General features: G+C 42.3%; 12 protein-coding genes and 1 pseudogene. All 13 read left to right on the top strand.

Features of this window, described 5'->3' with window-relative positions; genetic code table 11:
• Positions 1-100 precede the first annotated feature (100 nt).
• The 13 genes and pseudogenes from trmJ (at position 101) to C5469_RS14645 (ending at position 16,270) form a co-directional block, all read left to right on the top strand.
• Positions 101-826: a tRNA (cytosine(32)/uridine(32)-2'-O)-methyltransferase TrmJ gene (trmJ, locus tag C5469_RS14705; RefSeq protein WP_166308080.1), complete on the top strand. Its 726-nt coding sequence runs from the start codon at positions 101-103 to the stop codon at positions 824-826.
• An 87-nt stretch (positions 827-913) separates the two neighbouring features.
• Positions 914-1,408, top strand: a complete 495-nt coding sequence (gene iscR / locus C5469_RS14700) for a Fe-S cluster assembly transcriptional regulator IscR (RefSeq protein ID WP_054479035.1) — start codon at positions 914-916, stop codon at positions 1,406-1,408.
• 49 nt (positions 1,409-1,457) lie between these two features.
• The gene (locus C5469_RS14695) at positions 1,458-2,672 is read left to right on the top strand and encodes an IscS subfamily cysteine desulfurase (protein ID WP_166308077.1); all 1,215 of its coding nucleotides are present in this window, start codon (positions 1,458-1,460) and stop codon (positions 2,670-2,672) included.
• Between the two features lie 25 nt (positions 2,673-2,697).
• Positions 2,698-3,084: a Fe-S cluster assembly scaffold IscU gene (gene iscU, locus C5469_RS14690; RefSeq protein WP_166308074.1), complete on the top strand. Its 387-nt coding sequence runs from the start codon at positions 2,698-2,700 to the stop codon at positions 3,082-3,084.
• 228 nt (positions 3,085-3,312) lie between these two features.
• The gene (gene iscA, locus C5469_RS14685; protein WP_166308071.1) at positions 3,313-3,636 is read left to right on the top strand and encodes an iron-sulfur cluster assembly protein IscA; all 324 of its coding nucleotides are present in this window, start codon (positions 3,313-3,315) and stop codon (positions 3,634-3,636) included.
• Positions 3,637-3,675: 39 nt separating this feature from the next.
• The gene (gene hscB / locus C5469_RS14680) at positions 3,676-4,197 is read left to right on the top strand and encodes a co-chaperone HscB (protein ID WP_166308068.1); all 522 of its coding nucleotides are present in this window, start codon (positions 3,676-3,678) and stop codon (positions 4,195-4,197) included.
• An 11-nt stretch (positions 4,198-4,208) separates the two neighbouring features.
• Positions 4,209-6,059, top strand: coding sequence for a Fe-S protein assembly chaperone HscA (hscA, locus tag C5469_RS14675; RefSeq protein WP_166308065.1), 1,851 nt, complete (start codon positions 4,209-4,211; stop codon positions 6,057-6,059).
• A 2-nt stretch (positions 6,060-6,061) separates the two neighbouring features.
• A complete protein-coding gene (fdx, locus tag C5469_RS14670) occupies positions 6,062-6,397 on the top strand; it encodes an ISC system 2Fe-2S type ferredoxin (RefSeq protein WP_015833512.1) in 336 nt (111 codons plus the stop codon).
• Between the two features lie 20 nt (positions 6,398-6,417).
• Positions 6,418-6,618 carry a Fe-S cluster assembly protein IscX gene (gene iscX, locus C5469_RS14665; RefSeq protein WP_166308062.1) on the top strand — a complete coding sequence of 67 codons (201 nt, stop codon included), beginning with the start codon at positions 6,418-6,420 and terminating at the stop codon, positions 6,616-6,618.
• Positions 6,619-6,923: 305 nt separating this feature from the next.
• Positions 6,924-8,219, top strand: coding sequence for an aminopeptidase PepB (gene pepB, locus C5469_RS14660; RefSeq protein ID WP_166308059.1), 1,296 nt, complete (start codon positions 6,924-6,926; stop codon positions 8,217-8,219).
• 64 nt (positions 8,220-8,283) lie between these two features.
• Positions 8,284-8,676: pseudogene (locus tag C5469_RS14655) on the top strand (enhanced serine sensitivity protein SseB C-terminal domain-containing protein); the annotation flags it as partial.
• 801 nt (positions 8,677-9,477) lie between these two features.
• Entirely contained in the window at positions 9,478-10,278 is an 801-nt protein-coding gene (locus C5469_RS14650; protein ID WP_166308053.1) for an MBL fold metallo-hydrolase, read from the top strand.
• Between the two features lie 961 nt (positions 10,279-11,239).
• Complete coding sequence (locus C5469_RS14645; RefSeq protein ID WP_166308050.1) at positions 11,240-16,270, top strand: alpha-2-macroglobulin family protein; 5,031 nt, start codon at positions 11,240-11,242, stop codon at positions 16,268-16,270.
• Positions 16,271-16,304: the final 34 nt, after the last annotated feature.

Here is a 16,304-nt window from a genome sequence, read left to right as displayed (position 1 = left end):
AGAACGGATAATTAATCGGCGCGCAGTATAGCAGTAGTTCGGAAAAATGACTAATACTGTGTTAAGATATTTGATTCTTATAACTAGTCCAGAAGTTGTCATGTTAGAAAATATCCGCATTATCTTGGTTGAAACTTCCCACACTGGGAATATGGGGTCAACTGCCCGGGCAATGAAAACAATGGGATTAACCAATCTTTATCTGGTTAATCCACTGGTTCAGCCAGATTCTCATGCGATCGCTCTTTCTGCGGGTGCCAGCGATGTTATTGGTAATGCGACTATTGTTGATAGTTTGGATAAAGCTTTGGTTGGTTGCGAACTGGTGATTGGTACCAGTGCTCGTTCAAGAACCCTTTCATGGCCGATGGTCGAACCTCGTGAATGTGGTGAACGGAGCGTTCAAGAAGCAGAACATGCACCTGTTGCAATTGTCTTTGGGCGTGAGCGTGTAGGGCTCACTAATGAAGAATTGCAGAAGTGTCATTATCATCTGAATATCCCGACTAACTCAGAATACAGTTCATTAAATCTGGCAATGGCGGTTCAGCTTGTGAGTTATGAAATCCGTATGGCCTATCTCGCGCGTCAGGATAAAGTTGAGCAGGAAACAAATGAGACTGAATATCCATTAGTTGATGATATGGAGCGTTTTTATCATCACCTTGAACAGGTATTACATGATTCTGGTTTCATCAGGAAAGCACATCCAGGCCAAATAATGAATAAATTAAGACGGCTTTTTACCCGTGCTCGTCCAGAGATGCAGGAGCTGAATATTCTGCGTGGCATACTGACCTCGGTTGAAAAATGGGCGAAGAAATAGTTGAGTAAATTACTAGGTTAAATAGTTGACTAAAACACTCAGGAATGACACAATTTCATTCATATTTCACCACGGGGTAATTCATTTATGAGATTGACATCTAAAGGGCGTTATGCAGTAACTGCCATGCTTGATGTGGCGTTACACTCACAAGAAGGTCCGGTGCCCTTGGCCGACATTTCTGAGCGTCAGGGTATTTCCCTCTCCTACCTTGAACAATTATTTTCTCGCTTGCGTAAAAATGGTCTGGTTTCAAGCGTCCGTGGTCCGGGTGGCGGTTATTTGCTGGGCAGAGATGCCGATAAAATTGTCGTTGCCGAAGTTATTTTCGCTGTTGATGAATCGGTAGATGCTACCCGTTGCCAGGGTAAAGAAGGGTGTCAAGGTGGTGATCGCTGTTTGACACATGCTTTATGGCGCGATTTAAGTGATCGTATTACCAGTTTCCTGAGTAGTATTAGTTTAAAAGAATTAGTTAATAATCAAGAAGTGTTAGATGTTGCTGATCGTCAAGATAACGATAAACGCCGTACGCCTAATGGCAGAGCACAAGAAACAATTAATGTCAATCTGCGCGCATAAGCAGAACTTGTGATGAATTGAAGTATTAGAAGTAGGGAGTATGTGAGCAATGAAATTACCCATTTATTTAGACTACTCAGCAACGACACCGGTTGATCCGCGTGTTGCTGAAAGAATGATGCAATATCTGACCATGGACGGGGTATTTGGTAACCCGGCTTCCCGTTCTCACCGTTTTGGCTGGCAGGCTGAAGAAGCGGTTGATATTGCCCGTAATCAGATTGCTGATTTAGTGGGTGCTGATCCGCGTGAAATTGTTTTCACTTCCGGCGCAACTGAATCAGACAATCTTGCTATTAAAGGTGCCGCTAATTTTTATCAGAAAAAAGGCAAGCACATCATCACCAGCAAAACCGAACATAAAGCGGTTCTGGATACTTGCCGTCAGTTAGAGCGTGAAGGATTTGAAGTCACTTATCTGGCACCTCAAAGCAATGGGCTGATTGATTTAAAAGATCTGGAAGCCGCAGTGCGTGATGACACTATTTTGATCTCTATCATGCACGTTAACAATGAAATTGGTGTGGTACAGGATATCGCTGCTATTGGCGAAATGTGTCGCAGTCGCGGCATCATTTTTCATGTTGATGCCACTCAGAGCGTAGGTAAGCTGCCTATCGACCTGGCTAAACTTAAAGTTGACCTGATGTCTTTCTCCGCGCATAAAATTTATGGGCCGATGGGGATTGGTGCGCTGTACGTTCGCCGTAAACCACGCATTCGTATTGAAGCTCAGCAACATGGTGGCGGTCATGAACGTGGTATGCGTTCTGGCACTTTACCTGTTCACCAAATTGTCGGTATGGGTGAAGCGTATCGCATTGCTAAACAAGAGATGGAAAGCGAATCTCAACGTCTGCGCGGTCTGCGTTTACGCTTGTGGAATGGTATTAAAGATATCGAGGAAGTTTTCCTCAACGGCGACTTGGAACACGGCGCGCCACACATTCTGAATGTCAGCTTCAACTATGTTGAAGGTGAATCACTGATGATGTCATTAAAAGATCTGGCGGTTTCTTCGGGTTCTGCATGTACTTCCGCAAGTTTGGAGCCCTCCTATGTATTGCGTGCGTTGGGTATGAATGACGAACTGGCGCACAGTTCTATCCGTTTCTCTTTAGGGCGCTTTACCACGGAAGAAGAGATCGACTATGCCATTGAACTGATTCACAAATCTATTGGCCGCTTGCGTGAACTTTCTCCACTGTGGGAAATGTTTAAACAAGGTGTAGATCTTAACAGTATCGAATGGTCTCATCACTAATTAGACGGCTTTGGGAGTAACAACTATGGCTTACAGCGAAAAAGTAATTGATCACTATGAAAACCCACGCAATGTTGGTTCTTTCGATAATGAAGATCCAACGGTTGGTAGCGGCATGGTCGGTGCCCCGGCGTGTGGTGACGTCATGAAACTACAAATCAAAGTCAATAATGAAGGCATTATTGAAGATGCGCGTTTCAAAACCTATGGTTGCGGTTCTGCAATTGCTTCCAGCTCTTTAGTTACTGAATGGATGAAGGGCAAATCTCTGGAGCAGGCAGAAGCGATTAAAAATACTGCAATTGCAGATGAATTAGAACTGCCACCAGTGAAAATTCACTGTTCTATTCTGGCAGAAGATGCAATTAAAGCAGCCATTGCGGATTACAAAAGTAAACGCCAGGGCAAATAATTGCCCTTGATAATAAGAAAATAGAACATGAATTTGGTGGATACTGGCTGTTATACCCAATGGATTTCAAGATGTATCGCGACGGCAAGGGAGCGAATCCCCGGGAGCATAGATAACTCTGTGACCGGGGTGAGTGAGTGCCGCCAACAAAGAGGCAGCTTGAAAGATAACGGGTATATATACCAACCAGTATCCGCCTTTGTTGGTTTTGAAAAGTGAGGTTGTTGTATGTCAATTTCCCTTACAGAAAGTGCTGCACAACGCGTTTCGTCATTCCTAAGTAACCGTGGAAAAGGTGTTGGTTTACGCCTTGGCGTCAGAACATCAGGCTGCTCAGGTATGGCATATCTGCTTGAGTTTGCCGATGTGATTAACGAAGACGACACCGTATTTAAAGATAAGGGTGTCAAAGTTATCGTGGATGGCAAGAGCATGGTCTACCTCGACGGTACAGAACTGGATTTTGTTAAAGAGGGCCTTAACGAAGGCTTTAAATTCAACAACCCGAATGTTTCCAGCGAATGTGGTTGTGGAGAAAGTTTTAAAGTTTAATTCCGTTTTTCGGCTAAATCCAGAGAACAAGTTTAGATTATGGACTATTTCACTCTATTCGGGCTGCCGGCTCGTTATGCTATTGACCGTGAACAACTGACAAACTGTTATCAGGAATTGCAGCGTCAGTTTCACCCTGATCGCTTTGCTAGTCAGCCGGAGCGTGAAAAAACGCTGGCGTTGCAGCAGGCAGCGACTATCAATGATGGCTATCAAACGCTTAAACACCCACTGAAACGTGCTGAATATATACTCTCTCTACATGGTTTTGATTTAGCCAACGAGCAACACACCATGAATGACAATGCTTTCCTGATGGAACAGCTTATGTTGCGGGAAGAGTTAGAATTCATTGAAAATAAAGCCGATGCAGAAATGGCATTGGCAGATTTTGCTGCCCGTCTGAACGGGATGATTAAAACCCGTAGTCAGCAAATGGAGCAACAATTGAATGAACAGCAGTGGGGACAGGCAGCCGATACTGTTCGTAAATTGCGTTTTCTGGATAAATTGCAACAGCAAGTTGAACAACTAGAAGAACGTTTACTGGACGACTTTTAAGGAAAGCGTATATGGCTTTATTACAAATCAGCGAGCCGGGTTTATCTGCTGTACCACATCAACGTCGTTTGGCTGCCGGTATTGATTTAGGTACAACGCATTCATTAGTTGCAACCGTTTGTAGTGGGCAAGCGGAAACCCTGATGGATAGTGAAGATCGTTACCTGCTTCCTTCGGTTGTTCACTACCATAAAAAGGGGACTGAAATTGGTTGGTTAGCTCGTCAACAGGCTGCATGTGATCCCGTTAATACCATCAGTTCTGTGAAGCGCATGATGGGGCGCTCTCTGGTTGATATTCAACAACGTTATCCCAATCTTCCTTATCAATTTCAGGCGAGTGAGAACGGGCTGCCATTAATCAATACGGCAATAGGTTTAGTCGATCCTATTCAGGTTTCTTCTGAGATTCTTAAATTGTTGGCACAGCGTGCAGAAGAAACACTGGATGGTAAGCTTGATGGCGTTGTGATCACTGTTCCTGCCTATTTTGATGATGCACAGCGTCAGGGCACAAAAGATGCAGCTCGTTTAGCTGGATTACATGTTCTGCGCTTGCTTAACGAACCGACTGCCGCAGCAATTGCTTATGGACTGGATTCTGGTCAGGAAGGTGTGATTGCTGTTTATGATTTAGGTGGCGGTACATTTGACGTTTCTATTCTCCGACTGAGCCGTGGTGTATTTGAAGTGCTGGCAACCGGTGGTGACACTGCGCTTGGGGGAGATGATTTCGATTTGATGCTTGTTGACTGGATTCGTGAACAGGCAGGTATCAGCAGTCGGGATGACCACAGTCTACAACGTCAGCTATTGGATATTGCCACTCAGGTAAAAATTGCTTTAAGTGATGCCGATGTTGCAGCAATAAATATTGCCGACTGGCAGGGGAAAATCACCCGTTCCGAATTTGAAGCACTGATTACACCGTTAATAAAACGTACTTTGCTGGCAAGTCGCCGAGTGCTGAAAGATGCAGAAGTCTCAGCGGATGAAGTTTTACAAGTGGTGATGGTGGGAGGCTCAACCCGTATACCACTGGTTCGTCACATGGTTGGGAAGTTTTTTGGCCGTGAACCATTGACTTCAATTGATCCTGATAAAGTTGTAGCCATTGGTGCTTCGATCCAGGCGGATATTTTGGTAGGTAACAAACCAGACAGCGACATGCTGTTATTGGATGTGATTCCGCTTTCACTGGGACTAGAAACCATGGGGGGCTTGGTTGAAAAAGTTATCCCCCGCAATACCACCATTCCAGTAGCAAGAGCACAGGAATTCACGACCTTTAAAGACGGTCAGAGTGCAATGAGTATTCATGTGGTGCAAGGGGAAAGAGAATTGGTGAATGATTGCCGTTCACTGGCCCGTTTTACACTGCGTGGTATTCCGCCATTACCGGCTGGTGGTGCCCATATCCGGGTGACTTTCCAGGTGGATGCTGATGGCTTGCTGAGCGTCAGCGCATTGGAAAAATCGACGGGTGTGGAAGCCGCTATTCAGGTGAAACCTTCCTATGGTTTATCTGATGAAGAAATAGCTCGCATGATAAAAGATTCTATGGCAAATGTTCAGGAGGATATCAATGCGCGCAAACTGGCAGAACAAAAAGTAGAAGCGGCGCGGGTACTGGAAAGTGTCACCAGTGCGTTAGAAAAAGATGCTGATTTACTGAATGAACAAGAGCAGGCGGCGATTGATGCCGCTGTAGAAATACTTATAAAAAGCGTTCAGGGGAGTGATCCTCAAATTATAGAGAACGCAATTAAACAACTGGACAAGCAAACGCAGGAATTCGCAGCGCGTCGGATGGATACATCTATTCGTCGTGCATTGGCGGGCCATTCTGTGGATGAGATTTAATTATGCCGAAAATTGTATTTTTACCTCATAACGATCTTTGCCCTGATGGTGCAGTGCTGGAAGCCAGAGAAGGGGAATCCATTCTGGATGTTGCATTGCGCAATGGGATTGAAATTGAACATGCTTGTGAAAAATCCTGTGCTTGCACAACTTGCCACTGTATCGTTCGTGAAGGCTTCGATTCACTGGAAGAGAGCTCTGAACTGGAAGATGACATGTTGGATAAAGCTTGGGGGCTGGAGCCAGAAAGTCGTCTGAGTTGTCAGGCCAGAGTCTCGGATGAAGATTTGGTAATAGAAATTCCAAAATACACGATTAACCATGCCCGTGAGCACTGATTGGCAGGAGAAATATATAAATGAGCCTGAAATGGTCTGACAGTCGTGAAATTGCAGAAGCGCTGTATGACAAGTTTCCTGATCTAGACCCAAAAACAGTTCGCTTTACTGATATGCATCAGTGGATTTGTGAATTAGATGATTTTGATGATGCTCCCGAGAAATCTAATGAAAAGATTCTGGAAGCTATTCTTCTGGTCTGGCTGGATGAATTTGAATAACAAAATAGCATTAATTTGTTATTTATTCGTATTGTTTTGAGGTAGGCTGAACTTCAATGAAAAACTGGCTTTGGCCAGTTTTTTTATAGGGTTAATATCTGGCAGGCGAATAATTATGTATACCCGTTATCTTTCAAGTTGCTTCTTTGTTGGCTGCACTCGTTCACCCCGGTCACATAGTTATCTATGCTCCCGGGGATTCGCTCCCTTGCCGCCGCGATGCATCTTGAAATCCATAGGGTATAGGTAGAAGCTTGAATAAGCTCCTCACTGCCATCAAGCGGTAATAATAAGAGGTGAAAAAAATGACTAAACAAATCATGCCAATAACACTGTCTTATGAACCAGCAGCAACTTGCTGGGGTGAAAAAGCGTTGATTAGTTCCAGTGATCAAGGGGTGACCATTCATCTAGTTGGTAAAGGTAAATTAGGCGCTGTTCAACGTGCCGGGCGTAAAATTGACGGACAGGGAATTTGTCATGTGGCTCTGGTTGGAGAAGGTTGGGATTTAGAGAGAAGTTGGTCTTTCTGGCAAGGATTCCGTGCGCCAAAAGGTAAACGTTCTATTGAATGGCCTCAATTGCCTGCGGCTGAAAAACAAGAATTGGAAAACAGAATTAAAATTATTGATTGGGTACGTGACACCATCAATATGTCAGCTGAAGAGCTTGGGCCGGAACAATTGGCGAAACGTGCTATTGACCTAATGTGTGGCGTTGCGAATGAGACAGTAAGTTATCGTATTACTAAAGGCGAAGATTTACGTGAACAGGGTTATGCGGGTATTCATACCGTTGGTCGTGGTTCTTCCCGCGATCCGATTCTGCTGGCATTGGATTACAACCCAACTGACAACCCACAAGCGCCTGTATTCGCCTGTCTGGTTGGTAAAGGCATTACATTTGATACCGGCGGCTACAGCTTAAAACAATCTTCTTTTATGGATTCTATGAAAGCAGATATGGGCGGAGCTGCAACACTGGCGGGAGCATTGGCTCTGGCGATCAATCGAGGTCTGAAACAGCGTGTTAAACTGTTCCTCTGTATTGCGGATAATATGGTCAGTGGTAATGCCTTTAAATTGGGTGATATTATCCGTTACCGTAATGGAAAATCCGTTGAAGTGATGAACACCGATGCGGAAGGTCGTCTTGTTCTGGCTGATGGTTTGATTGATGCCAGCAAAGAGAAAGCTAAATTAATTATTGATGCGGCAACCTTGACAGGTGCAGCGAAAGCGGCTGTGGGTAATGACTATCACTCTATATTCAGCTTTGATGATAAATTAGCGGCGGATCTGCTAGCTGCTTCTGAATCTGAGAATGAATTATTCTGGCGCCTGCCATTGGCTGAATTCCATCGTAGCCAGCTGCCATCAAATTTTGCTGATCTGAACAATGTTGCTGCGCCATCACATACGGCTGGTGCCAGCACAGCGGCGGCTTTCCTATCTCATTTTGTGGAAGAGTACCAAAAAGGTTGGATTCACATTGATTGCTCGGCAACTTACCGTAAATCTGCTGTAGAACATTGGTCTGCTGGTGCAACGGGTTATGGTGTTCGTTCGATTGCAAATCTGTTGTTGGCGAAAGCGAAATAATTCTATTTTATATAAAAACTGATTGGAGATTTTTATGAGTTCATTAAGTGAGTTGGTTTCGGTTGAGGTTAATGTTCCAAGTGGCAGCGCGATAACACTCAGCCAGCCGGAAGAATATCCTTCACAGCTCATTGACGCTCTGGTCAGTTTATTTAGCCAGCGTAAACCTGTCCGCCGTGCTTTTATCATTCAGGCTCATGATAAAAATGTGGATGAAAAGCCCAATTTATTAATTGGACTGGAAATGAATGGTACGTCGGATGAAGTTGAACAGCTAATTCAAGAGGCCGGTAGTATTGCCTGTGAATACACTTCCGAAGAAGAACCTATTGATTTTTGCTTGGTTGATGAAAAAGAGCGTGGCATTAGCCATTATTTGATTCAGCATACGCAACCATTTTACCAGCGTAAACTAGGCAGTTGGTTACGAGGGAGTATTCCGGTAACGAATACATAATCAATTCGATAGTGGCGAGGTTGGGCGGGGTAGAAATAAAAGAACGGACAGGTTTCCCCCGTGACTTCGCCACGATTTTGATACTATCGGATACTGATTTTCTAATTCTTATTGAATTTTATTTAAAAAATAGATTTGAATATTTATATGGTTAATATTTTAATTGAAATTAATGTTGTTTTTTAAAATATAGATAATATATTTTTTGATTTAAACAATAATGAGTTAATTATAGTTTGATATTAATGGGTTTATTTTATTAATAACTTTCATATATTAATGCATTGATGATTTAATATGGCGATAATTAAATGGATATTGTCTAAAAAGTTGTTTTCATAATTATGAGTTATATTTTGTCTAACAAATTCCTTATGTTTTTATCCTATGGTATAACAATTGTAATTAATTATTGCTGACTTTTAAATAATATGTAAAATTATACAGTCATGAGCTTAAATTAGATGGATTAATATTGTTTTTGAGCGTCTATTTTATTAGTTCCAATAATATCCCATTGAGTTTTTATGTGGAATAATATATTTATCTTTATTTGTAAATATATGTTGTGCAACAAGGGATAATAATTGCGTGTTAATATTTCAAGGCGATAAATATAATAGAGAGATAGTCATTTTATGTTGAAAAATTAACTTGCAGCAAATAAGTGATAATTTGTGATCTGCTTATAAGAATGTGACGATATAAACGCTTTTCATTGTTTTATTGATGTACATCAATGCTATTGTTACCCGTATCGTTTAATAGAAGTGTTACTTCAACAAAATTAATGGATATACCATGTCATTAAAAATAACTGTACTCTTGGAAAATAAAACATCTGATTCATATTTGATAGCTAAGCCTGGTTTAAGCCTTTTACTTGAGGACGGTGAAGAGAAGATAATCTTTGATACCGGCCCGGATGACAGCTATATCGAGAATGCAAACAGGATGGGAATATCTATTGATGATATATCTAAGATTGTTATCTCTCATGGACATTCTGACCATATCGGTGGTGTTAATTATTTCCCTCATAATGCTAAATTAATATGTCATCCTGATGCATTAAATGAGAGATATTATGGGGTTAAGTTCAAAAATAGTGTTTTAAAGTTTAAAAAAATGTCGGGTAAAATTAATAAAAGAATCAAGAAGAAAGTTTTTTTTCGTTTGACAAAATCGCATATGAAGATAAGTGAACGATTTGTTTTTTCAGGAGAAATAACAAATAATCATCGAAAATCCTATGGTTTAGTAAAAAAAAGTTCTTGGTCCAATGACTATATATTTGATGATAGTGCTTTAATTTGGAAAAGCGATCACGGGCTTGTTATTATTGTTGGGTGTGGTCATTCGGGTATTTGTGAAATAATTAACCACGCTAAAATGATTACAGGTGTGGATAAAGTATTCGCAGTAATAGGTGGATTCCATTTGAGGAGAGCATTACCGACCGAATTATTGAAGATTAGAGAATTTTTTATAAAAGAAAATATAAAAGAAGTCTATGGGTGTCATTGTACTGGTAGTTGGGGAAGGCTTTGGCTGCCAAATGCTAAGGGGTTGAAAACAGGACAAGTGTTATTGGTAGGGTAATGGTGATGAGATTTATTCAGAACGAAAATTTTCATTGGGTTACTACTCAATTTTTCCCGACGTTAAGAATTGGAGTCTTTGTCTTCCTTAAACCATTTGGCCTATAAATAACGATTAGTGAATATTTCCATTGCTGATTTTATTGACATTTATTATTGCATTTTTTCTCATAGAGGGCTTTGTCGGAATTTTCTCAAAAAAGACTCAGAAAACAAAAATTTTGTACAAGTAATCATTGCCACTTTTGGTAATAAAGTGGCATGATGTACCTGTATATTATTCTTAATATTAATGTTTTCTATATTGAATTATATCTTGTTAATTTTATTAATCTTGGTTATTGTTAATTATGCTTATTTGCTTATTTGCTTATTTGCTTATTTGCTTATTTGCTTATTTGCTTATTTGCTTATTTGCTTATTTGCTTATTTGCTTATTTGCTTATTTGCTTATTTGCTTATTTGCTTATTTGCTTATTTGCTTATTTGCTTATTTGCTTATTTGCTTATTTGCTTATTTTTCATGATTTATAAAGAAATATAGCTTAATAAATGTTATTTTCGCCAAATTAATGAAGTGGAAAATTTTATTCATTAATGAACTATATTGAGTTCTTAATCATAGATTAAAGCTATAAATTCAAATCTATTTATCGCATTCTATGATATTTAATTCGTTAAAAAAGAGTTATTATATGAACTTAATGTTTGTATATTGTCACTATTCAAATAGTGCAATATTACTTAATCGGTTTGCATTAAATTAATGTATTGATTTATACCCAATAGATTTCAAGATGGATCGCGACGGTAAGGGAGCGAATCCCCGGGAGCATAGATAACTCTGTGACCGGGGTGAGTGAGTGCAGCCAACAAAGAGGCAACTTGAAAGATAACAGGTATATAAAGTTATTCATTAAATCCTATTACTGATTGGTTGGGATAAGATAGGGGTTACGGTCATGAATCAAGGTCAATTCTGGCATCGGCCAGAAAGAAAAAGGCGTTATTTTGCGGTGATTTTGGCTTCTTTGCTGGTGCTTTCTGGTTGTGACCAGTCTGACAGTTCTGATAATAGTAAAACCGCTCAATCGCAGTCCACAGAAATTCAAAGCGAGAAAACATCTCCGCAATCAAATGTTCCACCAAAATTAGCAAAACAGAAAGATGCGGCATCATTGGCTGAGTTGGCAAAACGCTATGTTGGTAAAGAGGTGACAATTTTAGATGCTTCTGAGCTTCAGCTTGATGGCGCCAGCGCAATGGTGGTGACATTTTCTGTTCCGTTAGATCCAAATCAAAATTTTGCCCAGAATGTTCATTTGGTCGATGTAAAAGAAGGCAAACTTGATGGTGCCTGGGAACTGTCAGATAACATGATGGAACTTCGTCTGCGTCATTTGCCTCCATCCCGTAAGTTGCAATTGGTCGTAGATAAAGGGGTTAAAGGTATTAATGAGCGTCAGCTTGAAGCGGCTTATGAGAAAACCCTGACAACAGCAACTATTTCTCCCTCTGTTGGTTTTGCCAGCAAGGGATCTCTGCTGCCCAGTAAAGTAGCAGAAGGTTTACCTGTGCTAGCACTCAATGTTAATCACGTTGATGTTAATTTTTTCAGGATCAAAGATACGGCATTACCTTCTTTTATTGCCCAGTGGCAATATCGCAATAACCTAAATGACTGGGAATCTGAAGACATTCTTAAAGATGCGGAATTGGTTTATACCGGTCGTTTCGATCTCAATCCAACGCTAAATACCCGCGAGAAATTGCTATTGCCATTAAATAACATTAAAGCGTTGCAGCAAGATGGTGTTTATATGGCGGTTATGCAACAGGCGGGTAAATACACCGATACTAATCCGGCAACCATGTTCACGTTAAGCGACGTTGGGGTTTCTGTGCATAGCTATCTGGATCAGATGGATGTGTTTACCCAGTCGCTGGAGCAAGGCAGTAGCTTGAAAGGAGTGGAAGTACGCCTGTTGGATGATAAAGGGCAGTTATTGTCAAAGACAATGACAGACGGTGATGGACATGCAAGTCTGGAGAAAAGTGCGAAAGCTAAATTGCTACTTGCCACTCGTGATGGGCAAACCAGCATGATAGATTTGGTGTCACCCGCGCTGGATCTGTCTGAATTTGATATTGCAGGTCCACAAGGGTACAGCAAACAGTTTTTTGTCTTTGGGCCTCGTGATCTTTATCGTCCCGGTGAAACGTTGATTGTAAATGGCCTGTTGCGTGATGGTGATGGCCGTGCAATTAAAAGCCAGCCAGTCAAAGTTGATGTGTTGAAAACAGATGGTCAGGTAGCCCGGGGTTTTGTCTGGCAACCTGAAAATGGGTTGTATCAGTATCACTACACTATTCCTCAGTCGGCGGAAACCGGTCTCTGGTCGTTACGTTTTGATTTGGGTGATAACAAGCTTCGTTACTATAAGTTTAATGTAGAAGATTTTATGCCAGAGCGTATGGCGCTGGAAATTAGCCGTGAATTGCAGCCGGTGATGAAAAACCACAATGTGGATTTTGCCATTAAAGGCCGTTACTTGTACGGTGCACCTGCGGCGAATAATCGCTTGCAAGGGCAATTATTTCTTCGTCCGGACCGTGATGCGGTAGCAAAACTACCTAGCTATGAATTTGGTGCTATCAATGAAGAAAATCTCAGCCGTACATTAGATGAGTTTGATCTTACCCTGGATAGTGATGGTGAAACTGCACTGGATGTTAAGGCGGAAAATTGGAGTTCAATCACGTCACCGGTAAAAGTGATTGTACAGGCAAGCTTGCTTGAGTCTGGTGGTCGCCCGGTTACACGTCGCGTTGAGCAAGCCGTGTGGCCAGCAGAAAAACTGGTTGGTATCCGTCCATTATTTGGTCAGAAACAAATTTATGACTATCGCACTGGCCGAGACCAAAGCCGTTATAACGTGGATGAAAATTCATTGGCTGAATTTGAATTGGTCTATGCGGATGCCAATGGTAAAAAATATGCGGCGAAAGATCTGACTGCCCGTCTGGTTTATGAACGTCGTGATTATTATTGGCGCTGGTCGGATGGTGAAGGTTGGCAATCAGGTTATGACCAGAAAGATTTGGTGATGGCAGACGAGCATATCCAGATTGCTCAGGATGGTACGGCAAAAGTCAGCTTCCCGGTTGATTGGGGTTCGTACCGTATTGAAGTGGTTAATTCAGAAAATCAATTAGTGACCAGCGTTAATTTCTGGGCCGGTTACTCATGGCAAGATAATACCGGTGGTACAGGTGCCGTTCGTCCTGATCAGGTAAAATTATCATTGGATAAACCGGCCTATCAGGTGGGCGAGAAAGTAAAATTGCATATGGTTGCACCACAGGCAGGCAAAGGTTATTTGTTGGTGGAATCCAGTGAAGGTCCGCTCTGGTGGCAGGAAATTAATGTGCCGGAGCAAGGTCTGGATGTGGAAGTGCCGATCAATAAAGAGTGGCGTCGTCATGACCTTTATCTGACTGCCGTAGTTGTACGTCCGGGTGATAAATCCCGTCAGGCGACACCAAAGCGTGCTATTGGTGTGTTACATCTGCCGCTGGCAGATGAAAACCGCAAATTGGATCTAACGTTATCTGCGCCAGCAAAAATGCGTCCGAATCAGAACCTGACAGTTAAGGTAAAAGCGACACCACAGCCAGGGCAATCGTTGCCTAAACAGGTTAATGTGTTGCTTTCAGCGGTTGATACTGGCGTACTGAATATCACTAATTTCAAAACCCCTGATCCCTATGGTGCTTTCCTTGGCCGTAAACGTTACAGCGTCGATCAATATGATGTGTATGGTCAGTTGATTGAAGGTGAAGGTCGTCTGGCAAATCTGCGTTTTGGCGGTGATGGTGATGAGGATGCCCTTGACCGTGGTGGCAGAAAGCCATTAACCGAAGTTAAGATTATCGCTGAACAAGCGCAGCCGGTGACATTGGATGAAAACGGGGAAGGGCAGATCGTTTTGCCAATCCCTGATTTCAATGGTGAATTGAGGCTGATGGCTCAGGCGTGGAGTGAGGATGAGTTCGGCCACGGTGAAAGCAAAGTTACCATTGCTGCACCGGTGATTACACAGATGGCATTACCGCGCTTTATGGCTGGTGGTGATCATTCATTGCTATCGCTGGATCTGACTAACTTGACTGAACAGACGCAAAATCTGACTTTAAACTTTACGACTGATGGTCTGATTAAACTAGAAGGTGCTGCCAATAAGGAAATAACCTTGGAAAAAGGTAAACGTACGACAGTTGAAATTCCTGTTACAGCGGATCGTGGTTTTGGTCAGGGGGAAATTTTCCTGACAGTCGATGGTCTTAATCTGCCGAGTGAAGATCTGAAACAGTATAAAAATAGTTGGAAGATTGGTGTGCGTCCGGCACAACCAGCAGAAACTATGTTGTTTGCTGATGTTATCCATCAGGGAGAAAATTGGCAGTTGCCGTTAGATGCAATATCGGGTTTAGCGCCAGAAACGCTCGAAGGTCAGTTGTTACTGACTAGTCGCCCGCCGTTACAGATTTCACGTTATATCCGTGAACTGTACGCTTATCCGTATGGCTGTCTTGAGCAGACTATCAGCGGGCTTTATCCATCACTTTATTCAAATGAAGCAGAGTTGAAAAAACTGGGTATCAAAACGGAAAGTGACAACAAACGCCGGGCGAGTATTGATGAGGGGATTATCCACTTGTTGAGTATGCAGCGCCACGACGGTGGATTTGCCTTGTGGGATAGGGCCGGTGATGAAGAATATTGGTTAACGGCTTATGCCACAGATTTTCTATTCCGTGCAAGTCAGAGAGGCTATAGCGTACCGATTGATGCACTAAATTCTGCTAATAACCGTCTGTTGCGTTATTTACAGGATAAGAGTGTCATTAACTATCGCTACAGTCAGAATCAGGAAGCCATGCGGTTCTCAGCGCAGGCTTATGCTGGTTTGGTGCTTGCCAGTCAGCAGAAAGCCCCGTTAGGCGCCCTAAGACAAGTTTATGAACGTCGTTATCAGGCAGGAAACGGCTTGTCATTAGTACAATTGGGAGTTGCACTGAAATTGATGGGTGATAACACCAGAGCAGATGAAGCGATCCGTTTGGGAATCAATAAAAACCGTAATGATGATTTTGGATTGGGTGATTACGGTAGTGCTATCCGTGATAACGCCCTGATTGTCGCTCTGTTGACTGAAAATAATATGTTGCCAAAAGATCGTGATGAGAAATTGCTGGCGCTGTCTGATGAGTTGCCATCCCGTAACTATTTTTCAACTCAGGAGAGTAATTCACTCTATCTGGCAGGGCGTTTCTTTATCAATACTTCGGAACAACCATGGGAAGCAGTGATTAATCAGCAAGTGCCACCGTTGAGTAGTAGCAGATCATGGAATCAGGTGATGAATGCAGAGCAGATCCTGCAAGGGGTTAATATCAGCAATCGTGGTGACAGTACGCTCTATTCTCGTTTGAATGTAATCGGTTATCCACAGTATGCACCGAAACCTTACTCTAATGTGCTGAATATCCAGCGTAGTTATCTGGATCTAAATGGTAATCTGGTTTCTATTGATCGTCTGAGAAGTGGTGAAATGGTGGTGGTGAAGTTGGTGGTTAACTCAGATAAATCAGTACCGGATGCTTTGGTTGTTGATTTACTGCCAGCAGGTTTAGAAGTGGAAAACCAGAACCTGGCTAATAGTAGTGCCAGTTTGAGCGATAGTGCTGCTAATCTCCAGGAATTGATTGGTGATATGCAACAAGCGACTATTCGTCATACTGAATATCGTGATGATCGATATGTGGCAGCAGTCGCAGTTGATCCATATCAGCCAGTGACATTGCTATATTTGGCCCGTGCGGTGACACCGGGTGTCTACACTATTCCGGCACCTCAGGTCGAATCTATGTATGTCCCTTACTGGCGAGCAGTGGGATCTACCCCTGAAAAACTGGAAGTTGTCCGCTAAACCTAGCTAGCCCTTACGCTTAAGCGTAAGGGCT

The organism is Photorhabdus cinerea, from assembly GCF_011189575.1.
GTDB lineage: Bacteria > Pseudomonadota > Gammaproteobacteria > Enterobacterales > Enterobacteriaceae > Photorhabdus > Photorhabdus cinerea.
The sequence above is the reverse complement of the archived record's forward strand: the minus strand, read 5'-3'. Positions and strand labels throughout refer to the sequence as shown.

Excerpts from the sequence above, each read along its gene's own strand:
- trmJ (WP_166308080.1), top strand. The coding sequence starts at position 101 with ATGTTAGAAAATATCCGCATTATCTTGGTTGAAACTTCCCACACTGGG.
- iscR (WP_054479035.1), top strand. The coding sequence starts at position 914 with ATGAGATTGACATCTAAAGGGCGTTATGCAGTAACTGCCATGCTTGAT.
- C5469_RS14695 (WP_166308077.1), top strand. The coding sequence starts at position 1,458 with ATGAAATTACCCATTTATTTAGACTACTCAGCAACGACACCGGTTGAT.
- iscU (WP_166308074.1), top strand. The coding sequence starts at position 2,698 with ATGGCTTACAGCGAAAAAGTAATTGATCACTATGAAAACCCACGCAAT.
- iscA (WP_166308071.1), top strand. The coding sequence starts at position 3,313 with ATGTCAATTTCCCTTACAGAAAGTGCTGCACAACGCGTTTCGTCATTC.
- hscB (WP_166308068.1), top strand. The coding sequence starts at position 3,676 with ATGGACTATTTCACTCTATTCGGGCTGCCGGCTCGTTATGCTATTGAC.
- hscA (WP_166308065.1), top strand. The coding sequence starts at position 4,209 with ATGGCTTTATTACAAATCAGCGAGCCGGGTTTATCTGCTGTACCACAT.
- fdx (WP_015833512.1), top strand. The coding sequence starts at position 6,062 with ATGCCGAAAATTGTATTTTTACCTCATAACGATCTTTGCCCTGATGGT.
- iscX (WP_166308062.1), top strand. The coding sequence starts at position 6,418 with ATGAGCCTGAAATGGTCTGACAGTCGTGAAATTGCAGAAGCGCTGTAT.
- pepB (WP_166308059.1), top strand. The coding sequence starts at position 6,924 with ATGACTAAACAAATCATGCCAATAACACTGTCTTATGAACCAGCAGCA.
- C5469_RS14650 (WP_166308053.1), top strand. The coding sequence starts at position 9,478 with ATGTCATTAAAAATAACTGTACTCTTGGAAAATAAAACATCTGATTCA.
- C5469_RS14645 (WP_166308050.1), top strand. The coding sequence starts at position 11,240 with ATGAATCAAGGTCAATTCTGGCATCGGCCAGAAAGAAAAAGGCGTTAT.